Annotated in this window: 17 protein-coding genes; 14 read left to right on the top strand and 3 right to left on the bottom strand. The window is 44.7% G+C overall.

All coding sequences use genetic code 11. The features are described from left to right. The first annotated feature begins 3 nt into the window (after positions 1 to 3). From murD to OCV24_RS11815, 14 genes are all read left to right on the top strand, one after another. Positions 4 to 1,320, top strand: a complete 1,317-nt coding sequence (gene murD, locus OCV24_RS11880; protein WP_150878716.1) for a UDP-N-acetylmuramoyl-L-alanine--D-glutamate ligase — start codon at positions 4 to 6, stop codon at positions 1,318 to 1,320. Between the two features lie 22 nt (positions 1,321 to 1,342). After that, positions 1,343 to 2,539 carry a cell division protein FtsW gene (gene ftsW, locus OCV24_RS11875; RefSeq protein ID WP_017056046.1) on the top strand — a complete coding sequence of 399 codons (1,197 nt, stop codon included), beginning with the start codon at positions 1,343 to 1,345 and terminating at the stop codon, positions 2,537 to 2,539. A 12-nt stretch (positions 2,540 to 2,551) separates the two neighbouring features. Next, on the top strand, positions 2,552 to 3,613 hold the full coding sequence (gene murG, locus OCV24_RS11870; protein ID WP_077679969.1) for an undecaprenyldiphospho-muramoylpentapeptide beta-N-acetylglucosaminyltransferase: 1,062 nt from the start codon (positions 2,552 to 2,554) through the stop codon (positions 3,611 to 3,613). Between the two features lie 13 nt (positions 3,614 to 3,626). Continuing rightward, a complete protein-coding gene (gene murC / locus OCV24_RS11865) occupies positions 3,627 to 5,087 on the top strand; it encodes a UDP-N-acetylmuramate--L-alanine ligase (RefSeq protein ID WP_077679970.1) in 1,461 nt (486 codons plus the stop codon). Positions 5,088 to 5,278: 191 nt separating this feature from the next. Then, entirely contained in the window at positions 5,279 to 6,058 is a 780-nt protein-coding gene (locus OCV24_RS11860; RefSeq protein ID WP_077679971.1) for a cell division protein FtsQ/DivIB, read from the top strand. After that, complete coding sequence (gene ftsA / locus OCV24_RS11855) at positions 6,051 to 7,319, top strand: cell division protein FtsA (RefSeq protein WP_017056050.1); 1,269 nt, start codon at positions 6,051 to 6,053, stop codon at positions 7,317 to 7,319. The genes OCV24_RS11860 and ftsA overlap by 8 nt, the downstream gene beginning before the upstream one ends. 31 nt (positions 7,320 to 7,350) lie before the next feature. Further along, positions 7,351 to 8,583 (top strand): cell division protein FtsZ, encoded by a 1,233-nt coding sequence (gene ftsZ, locus OCV24_RS11850; RefSeq protein WP_046223883.1) that lies wholly within the window; start codon positions 7,351 to 7,353, stop codon positions 8,581 to 8,583. A gap of 95 nt (positions 8,584 to 8,678) precedes the next feature. Further along, entirely contained in the window at positions 8,679 to 9,596 is a 918-nt protein-coding gene (gene lpxC / locus OCV24_RS11845; RefSeq protein ID WP_017056052.1) for a UDP-3-O-acyl-N-acetylglucosamine deacetylase, read from the top strand. A 388-nt stretch (positions 9,597 to 9,984) separates the two neighbouring features. Next, positions 9,985 to 12,711, top strand: coding sequence for a preprotein translocase subunit SecA (gene secA / locus OCV24_RS11840; RefSeq protein WP_017056053.1), 2,727 nt, complete (start codon positions 9,985 to 9,987; stop codon positions 12,709 to 12,711). Positions 12,712 to 12,893: 182 nt separating this feature from the next. Further along, complete coding sequence (gene mutT / locus OCV24_RS11835; RefSeq protein WP_137033279.1) at positions 12,894 to 13,292, top strand: 8-oxo-dGTP diphosphatase MutT; 399 nt, start codon at positions 12,894 to 12,896, stop codon at positions 13,290 to 13,292. Positions 13,293 to 13,383: 91 nt separating this feature from the next. After that, a complete protein-coding gene (gene dapB, locus OCV24_RS11830) occupies positions 13,384 to 14,208 on the top strand; it encodes a 4-hydroxy-tetrahydrodipicolinate reductase (RefSeq protein WP_170960268.1) in 825 nt (274 codons plus the stop codon). Positions 14,209 to 14,712: 504 nt separating this feature from the next. Further along, positions 14,713 to 15,867, top strand: coding sequence for a glutamine-hydrolyzing carbamoyl-phosphate synthase small subunit (carA, locus tag OCV24_RS11825; RefSeq protein WP_010434758.1), 1,155 nt, complete (start codon positions 14,713 to 14,715; stop codon positions 15,865 to 15,867). A gap of 16 nt (positions 15,868 to 15,883) precedes the next feature. Then, positions 15,884 to 19,114: a carbamoyl-phosphate synthase large subunit gene (carB, locus tag OCV24_RS11820; protein WP_017056057.1), complete on the top strand. Its 3,231-nt coding sequence runs from the start codon at positions 15,884 to 15,886 to the stop codon at positions 19,112 to 19,114. Positions 19,115 to 19,410: 296 nt separating this feature from the next. Continuing rightward, complete coding sequence (locus tag OCV24_RS11815; protein ID WP_150878642.1) at positions 19,411 to 20,190, top strand: TSUP family transporter; 780 nt, start codon at positions 19,411 to 19,413, stop codon at positions 20,188 to 20,190. On the opposite strand, the gene OCV24_RS11810 is transcribed toward OCV24_RS11815, so the two are convergent. From OCV24_RS11810 to btuF, 3 genes are all read right to left on the bottom strand, one after another. Beyond that, positions 20,141 to 20,986, bottom strand: coding sequence for a LysR family transcriptional regulator (locus tag OCV24_RS11810; protein ID WP_017056059.1), 846 nt, complete (start codon positions 20,984 to 20,986; stop codon positions 20,141 to 20,143). The genes OCV24_RS11815 and OCV24_RS11810 overlap by 50 nt on opposite strands. A 173-nt stretch (positions 20,987 to 21,159) precedes the next feature. Further along, positions 21,160 to 21,777 carry a TRIC cation channel family protein gene (locus tag OCV24_RS11805; protein WP_017056062.1) on the bottom strand — a complete coding sequence of 206 codons (618 nt, stop codon included), beginning with the start codon at positions 21,775 to 21,777 and terminating at the stop codon, positions 21,160 to 21,162. Positions 21,778 to 21,854: 77 nt separating this feature from the next. Next, positions 21,855 to 22,724, bottom strand: coding sequence for a vitamin B12 ABC transporter substrate-binding protein BtuF (btuF, locus tag OCV24_RS11800; protein ID WP_102507061.1), 870 nt, complete (start codon positions 22,722 to 22,724; stop codon positions 21,855 to 21,857). Position 22,725: the final 1 nt, after the last annotated feature.

Here is a 22,725-nt window from a genome sequence, read left to right as displayed (position 1 = left end):
AAAATGGAACGTTGGCAGAATATTCAAAATGTAGTGGTTGTAGGGCTCGGTATTACCGGGCTCTCTGTCGTTAAACATCTCGTAAAATATCAGTCTCATACTCATGTTAAGGTGATTGATACTCGTGAGCTACCACCGGGCAGAGAATCATTACCTGAATCGGTGAAACTGCATTCTGGAAGTTGGAACAGCCAATGGTTAGCGGAAGCTGACTTGGTAGTTGCTAACCCAGGTATCGCCTTAGCGACGCCAGAAATACAAGATGTTATTCAAGCGGGCACGCTTGTTGTTGGTGACATCGAGTTGTTTGGCTGGGCGGTGAATAAACCTGTTGTGGCAATTACAGGTTCAAATGGCAAGAGTACGGTGACCGATCTAACAGGTGTGCTTGCTAAAGCCGCTGGTCTTAACGTTGGTGTCGGTGGCAACATTGGCATCCCAGCTTTAGACCTTCTTGAGCTCGATGCCGATTTGTATGTCCTTGAGCTATCAAGCTTTCAATTAGAGACAACATCGAATCTAAAGCTAGTGGCGGCAGCGTTTTTGAACCTGTCAGAAGATCATATGGATCGCTATCAAGGTGTGGACGATTATCGTGATGCCAAGTTAAGAATTTTTAATCATGCTCAGTGTGCGATTGTAAACCGCGAAGACAAAGAGACTTATCCAGAGCATACGATGCCGTTGGTGACATTTGGTCTCGATGACCAAGAGTTTGGTGTTGCAACGAGTAGTGGCATCGAATGGCTAGTGGATAACAATGAACTGATAATTCCTACCCAAGATTTAACATTGGTTGGACGTCATAATGTGGCGAATGCGTTAGTCTCTTTAGCACTATTGAAGCAAGTTGGTATTGATTACAGAAAGAGCCTTGAAGCTCTGAAAGTCTACAATGGTCTAACTCATCGTTGCCAAGTGGTGGCTGATAAACGCGCGATCAAGTGGGTCAATGATTCAAAAGCGACCAATGTGGCCAGCACATTAGCGGCTCTTACTGGTTTAGAGTGTCAAGGTACTTTGTATCTCTTGGTAGGCGGCGTAGGGAAAGGAGCCGATTTTAGTGAGCTTAAACCTGTGTTATCAGAACTAGAGCGTGTTCAGCTATGTTGCTTCGGTGAAGATGCGATGCAGTTTATGCCTCTGCATCCATCGGCTAAGACGTTTGAAACTATGCACGATATTATTGAGAGTATTTCTAAACAGCTCGCTCCGGGGGATATGGTGATGCTGTCTCCTGCTTGTGCAAGCTTCGATCAGTTTAATAATTTCATGGCGAGAGGTGATGCGTTCACTGAACTTGCTCATGAGTATGCTTAACGTGTTGAAGGACTAACATTTAGTGCTAAGAGTGAAAGAGATTAACCAATTCATTTGGCAGTGGCTGAACCGCGCCACACCAGAGGCACTTTACGATCGTCAATTGGTATGGATTGCTCTTGGGTTAATGTTAACGGGGTTGGTGATGGTAACGTCGGCTTCGTTTCCTATCAGCGCTCGCTTAACCGATCAGCCATTTCATTTTATGTTTCGCCACGCCATCTTCCTTGTTTTGGCGTTAGGCGTATCCAGCGTGATCCTACAGATACCGATGAAGCGCTGGTTTCAATACAGCACGTATCTACTGGGTTTATCATTCTTTCTACTGATCGTGGTATTGGCCGTAGGTAAATCGGTTAACGGTGCATCGCGTTGGATTCCACTTGGGCTGTTTAACTTACAACCTGCCGAAGTCGCTAAACTATCGCTGTTTATCTTTATGGCTGGCTACTTGGTTCGAAAACAAGATGAGGTGAGAAAAACCTTCTTTGGTGGCTTTGCTAAGCCCATCATGGTGTTCGGTGCCTTTGCAGTGTTGCTACTGGGTCAACCTGATTTGGGAACGGTCGTCGTAATGTTGGTGACCTTGTTTGGTATGTTATTCATAGCGGGGGCTAAGCTCTCACAGTTTATCGCACTGATGGTTGCTGGTATTGCAGCTGTGGTAGGTTTGATTGTGGTTGAACCTTACCGTGTTCGACGTGTGACCTCTTTTTGGGAACCTTGGAATGACCCGTTTGGCAGTGGTTACCAGTTAACTCAATCACTCATGGCGTTTGGCCGTGGTGACTGGATGGGGCAAGGTCTCGGCAACTCAGTTCAAAAGTTAGAGTATCTTCCAGAAGCACATACCGATTTTGTATTTGCTGTATTGGCTGAAGAGTTGGGTTTTGTTGGTGTTACTTTAGTGCTAATTCTTATTTTTAGTTTGGTATTTAAAGCGATCCTAATTGGGAAAAAAGCCTTCGAAAGCGACCAATTGTTCAACGGCTATCTTGCCTTTGGCATTGGTATTTGGTTTGCCTTTCAGACACTTGTTAACGTCGGCGCTGCTTCAGGTATCGTTCCAACGAAAGGTCTAACATTACCGTTGATCAGTTATGGTGGTTCAAGTCTCATTGTGATGTCAGTTGCTGTTTCCATGTTGTTACGTATCGATCACGAATGTCGATGGGAAGAAAAAGAACAAACAGATAATCAAAACGAATCAATAGAGTAAGAATCTAACGTGATGAAACAAAATAAAAAACTCTTAGTGATGGCTGGTGGTACTGGCGGTCACGTTTTCCCAGGGTTAGCCGTAGCTAAAAAGCTTCAGCAACAAGGCTGGGAAATTCGCTGGTTAGGTACGGCGGACAGAATGGAGGCTGATTTAGTGCCAAAGCATGGTATTGAGATCGACTTCATCAAAGTTAAAGGCCTTCGAGGTCAAGGCATTAGCAAATTAATTAAAGCACCATTTCAGATTATTAATGCCATACTTCAAGCAAGACAGCACATTAAAGCGTGGCAGCCAGATGTGGTGCTTGGTATGGGCGGGTACGTCAGTGGGCCTGGCGGTATTGCAGCTTGGTTGTCTGGTATTCCGGTGGTTTTGCATGAACAAAATGCGGTAGCAGGTTTAACCAACCAATGGCTTTCTAAAATCGCGAAAAAAGTCTTTCAAGCTTTCCCTGGCGCTTTCCCTACAGCAGAAGTAGTGGGTAACCCAGTACGTGAAGATGTTGTGAGTCTTCCTGATCCAGAGCAACGCATGGCAGATCGTGATGGCGATATTCGCATCCTCGTGATGGGCGGTAGCCAAGGGGCTAAAATACTTAACGATACTCTGCCAATGACCTTGGCTCAGTTGGGTTCTGGTTTTACTGTGATGCACCAAGCCGGAAAAAATAATCAACAGCAAGTTATTGAGCAATACAAATCACATTCTGTTGATAATGTTCAAGTGACTGAATTTATTGATGATGTGGCGCAAGCTTATGAGTGGGCAGATCTATTAGTGTGTCGCTCAGGTGCATTAACCGTATCAGAAGTGTCTGCGGCAGGTGTCGGATCTATCTTCGTTCCGTTTATGCACAAAGACAGACAACAAGCGTTGAATGCCGACCATTTAGTTGAATGTGGCGCCGCGTTAATGATTGAACAGCCTCAACTAACGGCTGATAAGCTAGCGAACACTATCGCGCAGCTTGATAGAAATGAATTAAAAATGATGGCAACAAAAGCTCGTCAAGCCGCCAAGCTTGATGCTGATGTGACCGTCGCTGAAGCGATTAAAGCTTTAGCAAAATAATGAGATTGAATTGATGACGATTGAACATACCCAAGACTTAGCGCAAATCCGTGCAATGGTGCCAGAGATGCGCCGTGTTAAATCTATCCACTTCATTGGTATTGGTGGTGCCGGAATGAGCGGGATTGCTGAAGTCTTGCTCAATGAAGGTTACCAAATTACCGGGTCTGATATTGCTCAAAATCTAGTGACTGAGCGTTTGATTAGCAAGGGCGCGACCATTTATATCGGTCACCAAGCAAGCAATGTTGCTGATGCAAGTGTGGTGGTGGTTTCAACCGCTATTAACGAAGAGAACCCAGAAATTATTGCCGCTCGTGAAGCGCGTACACCGATCGTTCGTCGAGCAGAAATGCTGGCTGAGCTGATGCGTTTTCGTCATGGTATTGCTGTGGCAGGTACGCACGGTAAAACAACGACTACAGCGCTAGTGACACAGATTTACTCGGAAGCGGGTTTAGATCCAACCTTCGTCAACGGTGGTTTGGTGAAAAGTGCGGGTACTAATGCTCGCCTAGGTTCAAGCCGTATACTTATCGCTGAAGCTGATGAAAGTGATGCGTCATTCTTACATCTGCAACCAATGGTCAGTATCGTAACGAATATTGAAGCTGATCACATGGACACCTACGGCGGCGATTTTGAAACGCTAAAGCAGACGTTTATTGATTTCTTACACAACCTACCATTCTACGGTCAGGCTGTGATGTGTGTTGATGATCCAGTAGTGCGTGAGCTTATTCCTCAGGTAAGTCGCCAGGTGATTACTTACGGCTTCTCAGAAGATGCGGATATTCGTATTGAGAACTACGTACAAGAAGGTCAACAAGGTAAGTTCACGGTAGCACGCGAAGGTAAAGCTAACCTTGATATCACGTTAAACATTCCTGGTCGTCACAATGCACTCAATGCATCAGCGGCGATTGCTGTAGCAACAGAAGATGACATCAGCGATGAAGCGATTCTCAAAGCGATGGCGGGAACGGAAGGTACTGGCCGTCGTTTTGATCACCTTGGTGAATACGAAACAGGGAACGGCGTGGCAATGTTGGTCGATGATTATGGGCATCACCCGACTGAAGTGAATGTAACCATTCAAGCGGCTCGCAGTGGCTGGACTGATAAACGTCTTGTGATGATTTTTCAACCTCATCGCTACAGCCGAACGCGAGATCTGTACGATGACTTTGCAAACGTTCTTGATCAAGTTGATGTATTAATCTTATTAGATGTTTATTCAGCAGGTGAGAAACCTATTGCTGGTGCTGACGGGCGTTCATTGAGCCGAACTATTCGCGGACGTGGTAAGATTGACCCAATTTTCGTGGCTGATATCAATACTCTGCCATCGGTTTTAGCAAACGTAATTCAAGGTGGAGACCTTGTTTTGACGCAGGGTGCTGGTGATGTTGGTCGTGTAGCCAAGCAGCTTGAATCGTTACAATTAGATATAAATAAGATGTTGAACGCGTAACAAAATACTGTTTACAGACTGTGGTTGATCGCTCACTTCTTGCGATTGACCTAAAATTGACCAAAAATCTTCTTATCAACGTTTGATAGTTTGATTTTGCTCAGTATAATTCATAGGTTAAAGTAAGTACTTTTACCTCTATTATGAAGATAGGGAATAGAATTGCGAACCAACTACAGGGAATGCGGGCTTTGGTAGAAAGTACTTTTAGCGAAAACCGCCACCTATTCAGTTTACCATCGCTCAAGAAACATGCCCTAGAAGGGTCTTTTTTTGTAATGGTATTGCTATTCATTGGGTTTCTTTTCTATACCACACTGACTTGGATGTGGGACGATCAACGATTGCCTCTCTCCAAAATAGTACTTCAAGGCGACTTAACTTACGTAACCGCAGGTGATGTTCAACGTGCATTTAGCGAGATTGAGCATATCGGTACATTCATGTCACAAGATATCGGTGTATTGCAAGAAAGTTTGGAAGCGTTGCCTTGGGTATCAGTTGTCTCTATTCGTAAACAGTGGCCAGACACAATAAAAGTATTTTTGACGGAATATCAAGCTGCAGCAATCTGGAATGGCAACATGCTGCTGAATGAAAATGGTCAGGTATTTAATGGTGATATCGGCCTTTTGAAGGGCGATAGAGTTAAGCTTTATGGCCCTGACGGCACCAGCCAAGTAGTAATAGAAAAATGGCGACAGATAACCCCTTTGATTAATAGTTTAGGGTTGACGGTTACCTCGCTCGTTCTCAATGAGCGTCGTGCTTGGCAAATAATCCTAGATAACGGTATCCGTTTAGAGCTAGGTAAAGATTCTTTAGATGAGCGTGTTGAACGCTTCATTTCGCTTTATAACGAATTAGGAAGTAAAGCGAATCAAGTGAGCTACATTGACCTCAGGTATGATACGGGAGCCGCTGTAGGCTGGTTTCCAGAGCAAGGGTTAGAAGAGAGCACAGATGACTAAGACCGCAGATGACAACATAATCGTTGGTCTTGATATAGGCACTGCGACCATATCAGCTCTGGTTGGTGAAATACTGCCTGATGGTCAAATCAATATCATTGGTTCAGGGCAAAGCCCATCCAGAGGTATGGATAAAGGTGGTGTAAACGACCTAGAGTCGGTAGTGAAGTCGGTTCAGCGAGCTATTGATCAAGCAGAGTTGATGGCTGAATGCCAAATCAGCAATGTATTTATCTCGCTATCGGGCAAGCATATCGCAAGCCGAATTGAAAAAGGCATGGGCACTATCTCTGATGAAGAGGTGTCTCAAGACGATATGGATCGAGCGATCCATACCGCGAAATCAATTAAAATAGGTGATGAGCAGAGAATTCTGCACGTAATTCCACAAGAATTTACCATTGATTATCAAGAAGGAATTAAGAACCCTCTTGGTTTATCTGGTGTTCGAATGGAAGTCAGTGTTCACCTAATTTCTTGTCATAGCGATATGGCAAGAAATATTATTAAAGCTGTCGAACGATGTGGTCTCACTGTAGAGCACATCGTGTTTTCAGGACTTGCCTCAAGTAATGCGGTAATTACTGAAGACGAGAGAGAGCTTGGAGTGTGTGTGGTTGATATCGGTGCTGGTACGATGGATATTTCCATTTGGACTGGCGGCGCACTGCGACACACAGAAGTATTTTCCTACGCAGGAAATGCAGTAACCAGTGATATTGCCTTCGCCTTCGGCACACCAGTAAGTGATGCTGAAGAGATAAAAGTGAATCATGGTTGCGCTCTAAGTGAACTTGTAAGCAAGGATGACTCTGTTAACGTCCCAAGTGTTGGTGGTCGTCCATCGAGAAGTTTGCAACGACAAACTTTGTCGGAAGTGATTGAACCACGTTACACTGAACTTATGGGGCTTGTTAACCAAACTATTGATACGGTTCAATTGCAGCTACGAGATGAAGGTATTAAACACCACCTTGCAGCTGGCGTCGTTCTCACTGGTGGAGCAGCACAAATTGACGGGTTGGTAGAGTGTGCGGAACGTGTTTTCCGCAATCAAGTTCGAGTTGGTAAGCCATTAGAAGTTAGTGGCTTAACTGACTATGTTAAAGAGCCGTATCATTCTACGGCGGTTGGTTTACTTCATTACGCAAGAGATTGTCAGATCAGTGATGAAGGTGATTACAGCGAACCTAAGCGTTCTGCACCTTCAATGTCTGGTCTATTTGGCAAATTGCGTAATTGGATACAAAAAGAGTTTTAACCTGAGTTGCAGGAAAAAACGGAGATAACACATGTTTGAACCGATGATGGAAATGTCTGACGATGCAGTAATTAAAGTCGTTGGAGTTGGTGGCGGTGGCGGTAACGCTGTTGAGCACATGGTACGTGAATCAATCGAAGGCGTAGAATTCATCAGTGTTAACACTGATGCACAAGCACTTCGTAAAACAAGCGTGAGCAGCGTGATCCAAATTGGTGGTGATATCACTAAAGGTTTGGGCGCTGGTGCAAACCCACAAGTAGGCCGTGATGCAGCTCTCGAAGATAGAGAAAGAATTAAAGAAGTTCTAACTGGCGCCGATATGGTATTTATCGCAGCTGGTATGGGCGGTGGTACAGGTACAGGTGCTGCTCCAGTGATTGCTGAAGTTGCGAAAGAGCTTGGTGTACTAACGGTTGCTGTTGTAACTAAACCGTTTAGCTTTGAAGGCAAAAAGCGTTTAGCGTTTGCTGAGCAAGGTATCGAAGAGCTTTCTAAACATGTGGATTCTTTAATTACGATTCCAAATGAAAAGCTACTTAAAGTACTTGGCCGCGGCGTAACACTGCTAGAAGCTTTCGCAAGTGCAAATGATGTACTTAAAAACGCTGTACAAGGTATTGCTGAGCTAATTACTCGCCCTGGTATGATTAACGTCGATTTCGCGGATGTTCGCACCGTAATGTCGGAAATGGGTCATGCAATGATGGGTAGCGGTATCGCTAAAGGTGATGACCGTGCTGAAGAGGCCGCTGAAACGGCAATTTCTAGCCCATTACTAGAAGATATCGATCTAGCTGGTGCGCGTGGCGTTCTTGTGAACATCACAGCAGGCCTAGATATGCGTCTAGATGAGTTCGAAACTGTGGGTAATACAGTTAAGGCATTCGCATCTGATAATGCAACAGTAGTGATAGGTACTTCTCTAGACCCTGATATGACGGATGAAATCCGTGTAACTGTTGTAGCAACAGGTATCGGCACTGAGAGAAAACCAGACATTACTTTGGTTGCTGGCGGTAATACTAAAGTTGCGTCAACCCCTCAACCACAGGTAGCTGCTCAAACAGCAGCAAAAGTGGAAGAGAAAGTGGCACAGCCATTGCAGGAAAAAACTGAGGTAAAATCTCAAGTTAAGCAACAGCCAACAACGTCGTCACCGGCTTCTTCAGGTTCAGGCGCTAGCCAAAATGCAGCACCTAAAGCTGAGAAAGAAAGTGGGTATTTAGATATACCAGCATTTTTACGACGTCAGGCTGACTAGCAAACACCCAAAATTTGACTATAGTCGAATTAATGGTAAAATCCGCGGTCGGTAAATACTGGCCGTGATTTGTAGCACTGATAAGAGGCAAGCAGATGATCAGACAACGTACTCTGAAAGAAATTGTGAAAACAACTGGTGTGGGTCTCCACTCTGGTCGTAAAGTCACACTTACTCTTCGCCCGGCAGCTGCAAATACAGGCATTGTTTACCGTCGTACTGATGTAAATCCACCTGTAGATTTCCCAGCTGATCCAGCATCAGTTCGTGACACTATGTTATGTACTGCTCTTGTTAATGATGAAGGTGTACGTATTTCTACAGTGGAACACCTTAACGCCGCTCTAGCGGGGATGGGCATCGACAACATTATTGTTGAAGTGGATGCACCAGAGATTCCAATTATGGATGGTAGCGCAAGCCCATTCGTATACTTGCTACAGCAAGCGGGTGTAGAAACACTGAATACAGCGAAGCGTTTTATTCGAATCAAAAAGCCTGTTCGTTTTGAAGATGGCGATAAGTGGGCAGAATTTGTTCCATTTAACGGCTTCCGTATGGACTTTGAGATCGACTTTAACCATCCTGCCATTGAGTCTGACGAGCAACGTTTATTATTTGATTTCTCTTCACAAGGTTTTGTGAAAGAAATTTCTCGTGCTCGTACGTTCGGCTTTATGCGTGATATTGAATATCTACAATCTCAAAACCTAGTACTTGGCGGTAGCTTCGATAATGCTATCGTACTGGACGAATACCGAATTCTTAATGAAGAAGGCCTTCGTTTTGAGAATGAGTTTGTAACACATAAAGTGTTGGATGCGATTGGTGACCTTTACATGTGTGGACATGCTATTATTGGTGAGTTCCGAGCATACAAATCAGGTCATGGCCTAAACAACCAACTATTACGTGCAGTACTTGCTGACGCAGAAGCTTGGGAGTGGGCAACATTTGAAGAAGAAGCTGGCTCTCCTGTTGCATTTGCTGAACCAGGAATGGTTCTAGCGTAATTATTGTTTACAATAATATAAGATTTCGAAAACCAGGTCATTGACCTGGTTTTTTTGTATCTAGAAAATAGATACAGTGTCGTTAACCTACGGAAATTGCTGGACAATGGGTCGTAGTTTGCTTAATCCATCAGCAATTAGAAAGAAAAGTTCCAAGCACATCAAACAAATGGTGTTCTAAATGGTCGTTAGTGTGAAAATTACTTACACTAAGGGGCATTAATTTTAACTCAAGCCTTGAAAACTCTACTCTCAAGTACAATATCAAAGATACTAGATTTATCTCAGTATCCTTGGTTAGTAACTGAAGACTAGTTCATAGCTAGTAGAGACTGACGGCATTTAAAATAGATCGCGGACGATCTGAGAACGAAGAGATTCCAAGCACATGATTACTAAGCTGCTGACAAAGGTAATTGGCAGTCGCAATGACAGAACACTGCGCCGCCTTAGAAAAATTGTAAAAGAAATTAATAACTACGAACCAACGTTTGAAGCACTTTCTGATGAAGAGCTAAAAGCAAAAACGGTTGAGTTTCGTGAGCGCTTAGATAAAGGTGAATCGTTAGATCAACTTCTACCTGAAGCTTTCGCTACGGTACGTGAAGCGTCTAAGCGTGTTTACGGCATGCGTCATTTTGACGTGCAATTGATTGGTGGCATGGTTCTAAATGCCGGCCAAATTGCAGAGATGCGAACTGGTGAAGGTAAAACCCTTACTGCCACCCTGCCTGCTTATCTAAACGCACTTCCAAGTAAAGGTGTTCACGTAGTAACGGTGAACGACTACCTAGCGAAGCGTGATGCGGAAACAAACCGCCCATTATTTGAATTCCTTGGTATGACGGTTGGTGTGAATGTACCAAACATGGCTCCACCAGAGAAAAAAGAAGCCTACCAAGCTGATATACTATACGGAACAAACAACGAGTTTGGCTTTGACTACCTACGTGACAACATGGCTTTCCGTGCTGAAGATCGTGTTCAACGTGAACGTTTCTTCGCTGTTGTCGATGAAGTTGACTCCATCTTAATCGATGAAGCTCGAACTCCGCTAATCATCTCTGGTCCAGCTGAAGATAGTTCAGAGCTTTACACGCGCATTAACACTCTGATTCCTAGCCTTGAGCGCCAGGATAAAGAAGATTCAGAAGAGTACCGTGGTGAAGGTCACTACACCATGGACGAAAAATCGAAGCAGGTTCACCTGACTGAAAATGGTCAAGAGTTTGTTGAAGAGTTAATGGTGAAAAATGAGCTAATGGAAGAGGGGGATACACTTTACTCTCCAACCAATATCAGCCTGCTTCACCACGTAAACGCGGCTCTTCGTGCGCATGTATTGTTTGAGAAGAACGTAGACTACATTGTTACTGATGAAGGCGAAGTGGTTATCGTTGATGAACATACTGGTCGTACAATGCCAGGTCGTCGTTGGTCTGAAGGTTTACACCAAGCGGTTGAAGCTAAAGAAGGTGTGAAGATTCAGAATGAAAACCAAACACTAGCATCGATTACCTTCCAGAATTTCTTCCGTTTGTACGAAAAACTGTCAGGTATGACAGGTACAGCCGATACAGAAGCTTTCGAATTCCAGTCTATTTACGGCCTAGAAACGGTGGTTATACCAACCAACAAACCTATGGTTCGTAACGATATGCCTGACGTGGTTTATCGTACTGAAGAAGACAAGTTCAATGCGATCATTGAAGACATTAAAGACCGTGTAGCGGCTGGTCAGCCATCACTGGTTGGTACAGTTTCTATCGAGAAATCTGAGCTACTGTCTAACGCACTGAAAAAAGCAAAAATTAAGCACAACGTTCTAAACGCTAAGTTCCACGAGATGGAAGCCGAGATCGTTGCACAAGCAGGTACGCCAAGTGCGGTAACTATCGCAACTAACATGGCCGGTCGTGGTACCGATATCGTGTTAGGTGGCAGCTGGCAGGCACAAGTTGATAAGCTAGATAACCCAACTCAAGAGCAGATCGATAAGATCAAAGCTGACTGGAGAGTCATCCACGATAAAGTACTTGAGTCAGGTGGTCTGCACATTATTGGTACTGAGCGTCATGAATCTCGCCGTATCGATAACCAGCTACGTGGTCGTTCTGGTCGTCAAGGTGATGCAGGTTCTTCTCGTTTCTACTTATCAATGGAAGACTCTCTGTTACGTATCTTTACATCAGATCGTATGGCTGGTCTTATTCAAAGTGGTATGGACGAAGGCGAAGCGATTGAATCTAAGATGCTTTCTCGCTCAATTGAAAAAGCTCAACGTAAAGTAGAAGGTCGTAACTTCGATATTCGTAAGCAACTTCTTGAGTACGATGATGTAGCCAATGACCAACGTAAAGTGGTTTATGAGCTTCGTGATGAACTGATGAGTTCTGACGACATCAGCGAAATGATCGAACACAACCGTGAAGACGTGTTTACTTCGGTTATCGATGAGTACATTCCTCCTCAATCTCTTGAAGACATGTGGGATATCGCTGGTCTGCAAGATCGTCTGAAGAATGACTTCGATCTAGACTTTGATATTCAAGGTTGGCTAGACGAAGACGATAAGCTTTATGAAGAAGCATTGCGTGAACGTATTCTTGGTATGGCGGTTGATTCCTACAAACAGAAAGAAGAAGTGGTTGGTGCTCAAGTACTGCGTAACTTCGAGAAGTCTGTGATGCTACAAACGCTAGACGGTCTTTGGAAAGAGCACTTGGCTGCGATGGATCACCTTCGTCAAGGCATCCACTTACGTGGTTATGCTCAGAAGAACCCGAAGCAAGAGTACAAGCGCGAGTCGTTTGAACTGTTTGAAGGCCTACTAGATGTACTAAAAACCGACGTTGTTACTATCCTTTCTAAAGTTCGCGTTCAGCAACAAGAAGAAGTAGAAAAGATGGAAGCTCAACGTCAAGCTCAAGCTGAAGAGGCGGCGCGTCGTGCACAAGCACAACATGCAACCGCTGAAAATCAGTTAGGTGACGATGAAGCTGAACCAGCATCTCCACAAACGGTAGTACGTGATGAACGTAAAGTGGGTCGTAACGAGCCATGTCCATGTGGAAGTGGTAAAAAGTACAAGCAGTGTCACGGTCAGATTAACTAAGTTTCTATGAATCGTCGCCGTAGTGCTTAATAGCTGCGTTGGTGGTACTCACTTACTACCGTAAGCTCCGTGCCACCGCCTTGCTCTCAAGCACTACAGCTTAGCTTCAGAAAAACTGACAATGAAAATATAAAGAGTCGCTTAGGCGGCTCTTTTTTTAAGCTAATTTTGAGGAAAGCTTAATGAAAAGAATCCATATTGTTGCAGGCATTGTCTTTAACCAAGATAAGTCGCAGGTATTTATCACTAAACGACCTGATGACAAGCACAAAGGCGGCTTCTGGGAATTTCCTGGCGGCAAGGTTGAAGCTGGCGAAACCATTGAACAAGCCATGACGCGTGAACTTGATGAAGAGATTGGCATCAAGGTCACTGAACAGTCTCTGTTTGAACACCTTGAATTTGATTACACCGATAAGTCGCTTAAGTTCGATTTCATCCTTGTGACCGATTTTGAAGAGCAGCCTTATGGCAAAGAAGGTCAACAAGGTGAATGGGTAAGCCTAGAATCATTAAATCAATACGCCTTCCCAGAGGCAAATGTGCCAATTTTAGAGCGAGTGATAAAAGAGTTTTCGTAATTGCTAGCCTGAGTTTGAGATTGTTGTTAGTTTAAAGATATTAACCGAATGAACGTTGCTGCAGAGGTAAGCGGTAACGGTAACCAAAACAATGGAGATATTCGCAGTGGTAAGAATTGCAATTGCAGGAGCAGCGGGCCGCATGGGTCGCAACTTGGTGAAAGCCGCTCATCATAATTCAGAAGCAAGTGTTGGTGCTGGTTCAGAGCGACCAGAATCATCTTTGGTCGGCGTTGATATCGGCGAGTTATGCGGTGAAGGTCGTTTTGATGTGGCTCTAGTCGATGATCTTTCGAAAGCGATTGAAGAATTTGATGTTATCGTCGACTTTACTGCGCCTGTTAGCACATTAGCGAATATTGAACTTTGTAAACGTCATGGTAAGAAGCTGATCATAGGAACAACAGGTTTCTCTGAAGAAGAGAAGCGAGTGATTGATGTGGCTTCAAAAGAGATCGCTATCGTAATGGCACCTAACTACAGTGTGGGTGTGAACCTGGTATTTAAGCTGCTAGAAAAGGCCGCTAAAGTCATGGGTGATTACTGTGATGTTGAGATCGTTGAGGCTCACCACCGTCATAAAGTTGATGCGCCTTCTGGTACTGCTATTGGTATGGGCGAAGCGATCGCGAGTGCGATGGGCAACGAGTTAAATGATGTCGCCGTATGGTCACGCGAAGGTATTACTGGCGAGCGTACTAAAGATGAGATTGGTTTTGCGACGATTCGTGCTGGTGACATCATTGGTGAGCACACTGCTATGTTTGCTGATATCGGGGAGAGAGTTGAAATTACTCATAAAGCCACAGATCGAATGACCTTTGCTAATGGCGCAATCAAGGCCGCAGTTTGGTTAAATGGTAAGTCAGCAGGCTTTTATACCATGACAGATGTCCTTGGGTTGAATGATCTATAAATAGATATTTATGCGCTGGCAATTGCCGGCGCTTTCTTTGTTTGGTACCTTTCCCTTCGCTATTTCTCCTTTTACAAGTTCCTCTCTACTTTCTTATTATCGTCGTTTTTCTATGACTTAACTGTAACTTTTGACTGGTATTGTTTGTTTTCTGTTTTAGGTGTCTAAATTATAGGTTTTTCTCTTTGTGTTTATCGATTGCTTTTTGTCGGTGATATTTTTGTCACTATATGGTTGGTGAAAATGAAGGGTGAAAATTAGAAAATCTTAATATTCGGATTAAATGAGCATTAAAGTTGAACTTTTGAAGCTTTGGTGGCAAAAGTTGAATTAGCCTATATAAATGTTTAATTTCTTTTGCGTTAAATGTTGACACGTATCACGTGCATCACTAGAATACCGCCAATTTGTCTAATTTCCATAAACACGCAGTTTCTGGTGTTGCAGGAAGGTACATTTGCAAATTAAGTCAATTTAAATGCATTTTTATTTCTGGAGGTTGTCTTGAAGAAGTCAGCACTACTCGTCCTAGAAGATGGGACAGTATTTCACGGTGAAGCCATTGGCGCTGTAGGTTCTGCAGTTGGTGAAGTCGTTTTTAATACCTCGATGACGGGGTACCAAGAAATCCTCACTGATCCTTCCTATTCTCAACAAATCGTTACCCTTACTTACCCTCACATTGGCAATACCGGAACCAATTCCGAAGACGAAGAATCTTCTTCAATCCATGCTCAAGGCCTTGTGATTCGCGATCTCCCTCTAATCGCTTCTAACTTCCGTAATGAACAATCCCTTTCTGATTACCTTAAGTCGCAAAACGTTGTGGGTATCGCTGATATCGATACTCGTAAGCTGACGCGTATTCTTCGTGAAAAAGGTGCTCAAAACGGTTGTATCGTAGCAGGCTCTTCAGTAAACGATGGGAACCTAGACGAAGCTTTAGCTCTAGCTAAAGCAAAAGAATTCCCTGGCCTGAAAGGTATGGATCTTGCGAAAGAAGTTACAACAAAAGAAGCGTACCAATGGAAACAAGGTTCGTGGACGCTTACGGGTGGACTTCCTGAAGCGAAAGCCGACTCTGAATTGCCATACCACGTTGTTGCTTATGACTTCGGCGCAAAACGAAACATCCTACGAATGCTTGTTGACCGCGGTTGCCGCCTAACGGTTGTTCCTGCTGAAACTTCTGCTGAAGAAGTACTCGCGCTGAACCCAGACGGTGTTTTCCTTTCAAATGGCCCTGGTGATCCAGAACCATGTACTTACGCAATTGAAGCGACAAAAGTGTTCCTAGAAAAAGGTTTACCGATCTTCGGCATCTGTCTAGGTCACCAAATTCTTGCTCTAGCGTCAGGTGCTAAGACTGTGAAGATGAAGTTTGGTCACCACGGTGCGAACCACCCAGTTAAAGATTTAGATCGTGATGTTGTGATGATTACTTCGCAAAACCACGGCTTTGCTGCTGACGAAGAAACCCTTCCAGAGACATTGCGTGCAACGCACAAATCACTGTTTGATGGTTCTCTACAAGGTATTCACCGTACAGACAAACCCGCGTTTAGCTTCCAGGGTCACCCTGAAGCAAGCCCAGGTCCAGAAGACGCAGCGCCGTTATTCGACCACTTCATTGAATTAATTAAACAGCACACAGCTTAATCCGGAGTAGTAGACAATGCCAAAACGTACTGACATTAAAAGTATTCTTATTCTAGGTGCTGGCCCGATCGTTATCGGCCAAGCATGTGAGTTCGATTACTCTGGTGCTCAAGCTTGTAAAGCGCTTCGCGAAGAAGGTTACCGAGTTATTCTTGTAAACTCGAACCCAGCGACAATCATGACCGACCCAGAGATGGCAGATGCAACTTACATCGAACCTATTCAATGGGAAGTGGTGCGTAACATCATCGCTAAAGAGAAGCCTGATGCCGTTCTACCTACTATGGGTGGCCAAACGGCATTGAACTGTGCTCTAGACCTAGAAAAGCACGGCGTTCTTGAAGAGTTCGGTGTTGAAATGATTGGTGCAACGGCTGACGCTATTGATAAAGCAGAAGACCGTTCACGCTTCGATAAAGCAATGAAAGCAATTGGCCTTGAGTGTCCAACTGCTGATACAGCGAAATCGATGGAAGAAGCTTACAAAGTTTTAGACATGGTTGGCTTCCCTTGTATCATTCGTCCATCGTTCACGATGGGTGGTACTGGTGGCGGTATCGCTTACAACAAAGAAGAATTTGAAGAAATCTGTCGTCGTGGTTTGGATTTATCTCCAACTAACGAACTTCTTATCGATGAATCACTTATCGGTTGGAAAGAGTACGAGATGGAAGTGGTTCGTGACAAAAACGACAACTGCATCATCGTATGTGCGATTGAAAACTTCGACCCAATGGGTATTCACACAGGTGACTCAATCACTGTGGCTCCAGCTCAAACGCTGACAGACAAAGAATACCAACTAATGCGTAACGCATCTCTAGCTGTACTGCGTGAGATTGGTGTTGAAACAGGTGGTTCAAACGTACAGTTTGGTATCAACCCGAAAGATGGCCGTATGGTTATCATCGAGATGAACCCACGTGTATCTCGCTCTTCTGCGCTAGCATCTAAAGCAACGGGTTTCCCAATCGCTAAGATTGCCGCGAAACTGGCTGTTGGCTTCACGCTAGACGAGCTAATGAATGACATCACTGGCGGCGCAACACCAGCATCATTCGAACCAACAATCGACTACGTAGTCACTAAGATTCCTCGTTTTAACTTCGAGAAATTTGCAGGCGCTAACGACCGTCTAACGACGCAAATGAAGTCGGTTGGTGAAGTGATGGCTATCGGCCGTAACCAACAAGAATCTCTACAAAAAGCACTTCGCGGCCTAGAAGTTGGCGCGACTGGTTTTGACGAAATGGTAGACCTAGACGCACCAGATGCGCTAACGACTATCCGTCATGAACTTAAAGAAGCTGGCGCAGAGCGTATTTGGTACATCGCTGACGCATTCCGTGCTGGTATGTCGGTCGATGGTGTATTCAACCTAACGCAAATCGACCGTTGGTTCCTAGTTCAAATTGAAGATATCGTAAATCTTGAGCAAGAACTGAAAGCGAAAGGTTTTGCTGGTCTAAATAAAGACGAGCTAATCAAGCTTAAACGTAAAGGTTTTGCAGATGCGCGACTATCTAAGATTCTAGGAGTCGCAGAAAGCGAAATCCGTCGTATGCGTGACCAATACGATATTCACCCAGTTTACAAGCGTGTAGATACGTGTGCGGCTGAGTTCTCTTCAGATACGGCTTACATGTACTCATCTTACGATGAGGAGTGTGAAGCGAACCCAACAGACAAAGACAAGATCATGATTCTAGGCGGCGGTCCAAACCGTATCGGCCAAGGTATTGAATTTGACTACTGTTGTGTACACGCCTCACTAGCACTACGTGAAGATGGCTACGAAACTATCATGGTTAACTGTAACCCTGAGACCGTTTCTACAGACTACGATACCTCTGACCGTCTGTACTTCGAACCAGTCACCCTGGAAGACGTACTAGCCATCGCTCGCGTTGAGAAGCCAAAAGGCGTTATCGTTCAGTACGGTGGTCAAACGCCACTTAAACTGGCTCGTGCTCTTGAAGCGGCTGGCGTGCCTATCATCGGTACTAGCCCAGACGCAATCGACCGTGCAGAAGACCGTGAGCGTTTCCAAGTTGCTGTAGACCGTCTAGGCCTGCTTCAACCAGAAAACGCGACAGTAACAACAATGGAGCAAGCGGTTGAGAAATCTCGCGAAATCGGCTTCCCATTAGTTGTACGTCCTTCTTACGTACTTGGTGGTCGTGCGATGGAAATCGTATACGACGAGCAAGATTTACGTCGCTACTTTAACGAAGCAGTAAGCGTATCAAACGAGTCTCCAGTACTACTGGATAGCTTCCTAGACGACGCTGTTGAAGTAGACGTCGATGCGATTTGTGACGGTGAGCGCGTTGTTATCGGCGGTATCATGGAGCATATCGAGCAAGCGGGTGTTCACTCAGGCGACTCAGCATGTTCTCTTCCTGCCTACACGCTAAGCCAAGAAATCCAAGACGTAATGCGCGAGCAAGTTGAAAAGCTAGCGTTCGAATTGGGTGTTCGTGGTCTGATGAACACGCAGTTTGCGGTTAAGAACAATGAAGTATACCTAATCGAAGTTAACCCTCGTGCAGCACGTACGGTTCCATTTGTGTCTAAAGCAACGGGCGCGCCAATCGCTAAGATTGCCGCTCGTGTAATGGCGGGTCAATCGCTAGAGTCTCAAGGTTTTACCAAAGAAATCATCCCACCTTACTACTCAGTGAAAGAAGTTGTACTTCCATTCAACAAGTTCCCTGGTGTTGACCCACTGTTAGGCCCAGAAATGCGCTCTACTGGTGAAGTTATGGGTGTTGGCGCGACATTCGCAGAAGCATACTCTAAAGCTGAATTGGGTTGTGGCAACATCTACCCAGAAGGCGGCCGTGCACTTCTTTCGGTTCGTGAAGGCGATAAAGAGCGTGTTGTTGACCTAGCATCTAAGCTATCTAAGCTTGGTTATCAGCTAGACGCAACACATGGTACTGCGGTTATCCTTGGCGAAGCCGGTATCAACCCACGTCTAGTAAACAAGGTACACGAAGGTCGTCCTCACATTCTTGACCGTATCAAGAACAACGAGTATACGTACATCGTGAACACTGCGGCTGGTCGTCAAGCGATTGAAGATTCTAAAGTACTTCGTCGTGGCGCATTGGCTGAAAAAGTTAACTACACGACTACGCTAAACGCTGCATTCGCGACTTGCATGGCGCACACTGCAGATGCGAAGACGTCAGTCATTTCAGTTCAAGAGCTACATGCTCAAGTAAAAGCGAACGAAGCTTAATCGACTAGATTAAACGAAAGTAGAGGCCCGCTCTGAAGAGCGGGCTTTTTTATGCTTGCCATCCTGTTTATACCTCTCGTAGTAAACAACTGTTCTCCCTAGTTTGTTAAAAGTCTCGATAATTTCCTTTTTATTCTCAAGTCTGTTCCCACTCGATTTATGAACACTCACTTATTGTGATTAGCATTAGACTAAATGATGAAAATTTGGAATAGGTTAAAATCTTGTGTTTCGTTATTGATCGCTTTCTTAGGGTGGTAAGTTGTCGTTATACGGAATTTTAAGGCACTGAGTATATGGAAATCACTCTAGAAATATTGGCTATTTTGTTTGTTGTCGCAACGGTGGCTGGCTTTATTGATGCGATGGCTGGCGGCGGTGGCTTATTAACTTTACCTGCATTACTCGCGGCGGGTGTCCCACCGACACAGGCCCTTGCTACTAATAAACTTCAAAGCTCTTTTGGTAGCTTCTCGGCGACTTGGTATTTCGTGCGCAATGGTATCGTCAGTATTAAAGAGATGCGTTTTGCGATCATCTGCACTTTTATTGGTTCGGCTATTGGGGCTGAATTAGTCCAATATATAGATGCAAGCTTACTGACGAGTGTTATCCCACTGTTGCTTATTGCTATCTCTCTCTATTTTCTGCTTGCACCTCCAACAACGGTTTCTAAAGGCAAGCAAAAGATCTCTGAGGCAATGTTTGCGCTGTGTATTGGCGGTGGTGTGGGTTTCTACGATGGGTTCTTTGGTCCAGGTACGGGGTCTATTTTTACGGTTTGCTTTGTCGTCATTGGGCATTTCTCTTTGGTTGATGCTACAGCTCGCACCAAGGTACTTAATTTCACCTCGAACATTGCTGCATTGATCTTCTTTATCTTGGCTGGCTTGCCTATTTGGGAGTTAGGATTAGTGATGGCGGTCGGTGGCTTTATGGGCGCTCAGTTCGGCGCTAAAGTGGTAGTGACAAAAGGGCAGAAGTGGATTCGCCCCCTTGTGATCGTAATGTCGATGCTAATGGCGTCTAAACTGCTTTGGGAACAGCATCAACAATCGATTCTATCACTGTTTTAACCCTTGGAGAGTGATAGCTATTTGGCCTCACACAGATATGAATTGGTCGAATTAAGCCTGCTAATTCTGGGAAACTATACAGGTATTGAGACTCAATATTGAGTGTTTTTACGATAGAGAGCGGGATTAAAGCCGGCCCCGCTCCACCTAATGCAAGTTGCGCTGCTGCGGTGTAGGCATCCATCTCCATTAAGGGCTTGATATCGAATTTTGCAAGCACAGATAACTGATAAGAGTTGGCAGGGTTCGTCATATCGTTGGTAATGACCAATGGAGGAAGTGCCGTGAGCGACTGCTTACTTACAATGTAAAACGGCTCATCAAACAGGTGGAAGGTCATCAATCCATGATGCGGCGGCAGTAAACCAGCACACAACCCCAAGGTTGCCTTGCCAGATTGTACTCGCTCTATGATTCTTGGGGTATGGTTGGTGGTGATGGTTATGTGTTTATCTTGTTTGATAAATTGCCCCATCATCTCACCTAGATAGCCCGCTATCAGAGACTTAGAGCTATCTAAAGTGATGAGAGTGGTATCTTCCAACTCTTGCTGTTCATAAATAAGGCCACGAAGCTCGTTGAATGCAGGGCCGATACTCTCGACTAGTGCAATTGCATCCGGCGTCAGTTTGATCTGTCGGCCACTCGGTTCAATGAGCTTTTTACCTAGCTTCCTTTCTAAATTCGCAATCCGTTTGCTGACCGCTGATTGGCTGATATAAAGCAAACTGCCTGTACGGCTCATGGTCTTTGCTTTACTCAATACCAGTAGAGTTTCGATTCCTTCGAGTAGCATTGGTTATATTCATGAAAGTTGGGAATGATTGTTTCAACTTACCTCAAACAGCATTCATTCTCTAGTCTTGAGACTTGGAGAGGTTAGCTTAAATAAGATAACGATATAAGGATTTGCGAGGCAGAAATAAAAAAAGCTCCCAGTGGATCTCTTTTCTATTGGGTAACGATAGCTTATTTGATGGCGAAGGTCGGCAATGATAAATGCCAACGAATGGCGCCAAGCCTGATCAATAACGTTGAGAACACGCCGGCCAGAAATGCAGTTTCTGAATCGTGCCCCATGCTGATCGCCATGGTATGGAAAGCGCCACCAATGATACAAGCGGTCGCGTAGACTTCACTTCTTAGAATCATTGGCACTTCACGGGCAAGCACGTCACGGATAATACCGCCACCGCAGCCGGTGATGACACCCATGATGATGGCCACTAGTGCTGAATCTTGATAGATAAGCGCTTTTTCTACACCAATGCCAACAAACACCGCTAAACCAATCGCATCACATACCGGCAATATCCACCAAGCCAGACGTTTTGGACGTCTTACAATAATCATGGTCAGCAAGCAGGTAGTGATGATGACCCAAAGGTATGTGGTATCAGTGATCCAAAAAACGGGAGTCGCACCCAATGCCATGTCACGAATAGTGCCGCCGCCAATTGCGGTCACGCTGCCTAGAACGGCGACGCCAAAGGGATCCATCTTAAGACGGCCTGCGACAAAAACGCCAGAAATAGCAAAGATGGCAGTGCCAAATAAATCGATAATATAAAGCAGCATGGAGTCCATGATACTGGTGCTCTTATTGGTTGAAATTATAGGTATTGACGTTGGTGGCGAATTGTACGAAAAAATGCAGCAAATAGTTAGCGATTTTGCCTAGCTCTATCGAAGAAATCGCACACTTGTTGAATCGCTTTTGAAGTTCTGGTTGTCGGGCGATTGATCCAGTCAGAATTGAGTGACCAAATCTGATCTTGAGCGACCGCCGGAATCTCCTCTTCCCAAGTTTGCCACATGGTTCCATTCTCGATGGCGTGCTGAGAGGTGAAGATCACCTCAGGTTTCTTTAGTACAACTTGTTCAATACCAACTTGCGGATAAGGAGAGGCGCTGTTTTCAAAAATATTGTGGCCACCACAAAACTCAAACACCTCACTTGGCCAATGCCCTTGAGCAACAGTGATGATCGGCTTTTCACTAAGCTGATAAAAGTAGTTTACAGGCTCGGCATCTTTATATTTTAGTTTCAACGCGTTGAGCTGCTCTCTGTACTGCTTAGCATTGTTCTCTCCAATACTCGGATCACTGGAGTATTGGCTTAGTTGTTCAATATTGGTCGCAATGCTGTCTAGGCTTTTGGTTTTAGAGTAGTAAATATTAAATCCAAACTGCTCTAGCTTTGCGAGTTCTCTGGGCGGGTTGCCAGAAGGCCACGCAAGAATCAGATCTGGCTGCAGTGCGATGATTTTCTCAACCTTAATACCTTGGTAGTTCGCCACTTTCTCAAGCTTGTCTGCTTGTGGTGGGTAATCACTTCGCTCACTTACCGCAACAAGCTTATTACCTAAACCTGCACTGTACGCGAGTTCAGTGGCGTGAGGAGCAAGGCTGACCACGCGTTGAGCTGGTTGTACTTTTTCTGGAGTCAGTGATGCTTCTTTTGCAAATGATAAAGGCAGCCATAAGCTGGAAGACAAAATAGTAAGGCTTGTAACAAGTGCTGAAGATTTCACT

It is taken from the genome of Vibrio kanaloae, from assembly GCF_024347535.1.
Taxonomy (GTDB): domain Bacteria; phylum Pseudomonadota; class Gammaproteobacteria; order Enterobacterales; family Vibrionaceae; genus Vibrio; species Vibrio kanaloae.
This window is presented reverse-complemented; position numbering and strand designations above follow the sequence as displayed.

Coding starts and splice junctions, on each gene's coding strand:
- murD (WP_150878716.1), top strand. CDS start 4: ATGGAACGTTGGCAGAATATTCAAAATGTAGTGGTTGTAGGGCTCGGT.
- murG (WP_077679969.1), top strand. CDS start 2,552: ATGAAACAAAATAAAAAACTCTTAGTGATGGCTGGTGGTACTGGCGGT.
- murC (WP_077679970.1), top strand. CDS start 3,627: ATGACGATTGAACATACCCAAGACTTAGCGCAAATCCGTGCAATGGTG.
- ftsA (WP_017056050.1), top strand. CDS start 6,051: ATGACTAAGACCGCAGATGACAACATAATCGTTGGTCTTGATATAGGC.
- ftsZ (WP_046223883.1), top strand. CDS start 7,351: ATGTTTGAACCGATGATGGAAATGTCTGACGATGCAGTAATTAAAGTC.
- lpxC (WP_017056052.1), top strand. CDS start 8,679: ATGATCAGACAACGTACTCTGAAAGAAATTGTGAAAACAACTGGTGTG.
- secA (WP_017056053.1), top strand. CDS start 9,985: ATGATTACTAAGCTGCTGACAAAGGTAATTGGCAGTCGCAATGACAGA.
- mutT (WP_137033279.1), top strand. CDS start 12,894: ATGAAAAGAATCCATATTGTTGCAGGCATTGTCTTTAACCAAGATAAG.
- dapB (WP_170960268.1), top strand. CDS start 13,384: ATGGAGATATTCGCAGTGGTAAGAATTGCAATTGCAGGAGCAGCGGGC.
- carB (WP_017056057.1), top strand. CDS start 15,884: ATGCCAAAACGTACTGACATTAAAAGTATTCTTATTCTAGGTGCTGGC.
- OCV24_RS11815 (WP_150878642.1), top strand. CDS start 19,411: ATGGAAATCACTCTAGAAATATTGGCTATTTTGTTTGTTGTCGCAACG.
- OCV24_RS11810 (WP_017056059.1), bottom strand. CDS start 20,986: ATGCTACTCGAAGGAATCGAAACTCTACTGGTATTGAGTAAAGCAAAG.
- OCV24_RS11805 (WP_017056062.1), bottom strand. CDS start 21,777: ATGGACTCCATGCTGCTTTATATTATCGATTTATTTGGCACTGCCATC.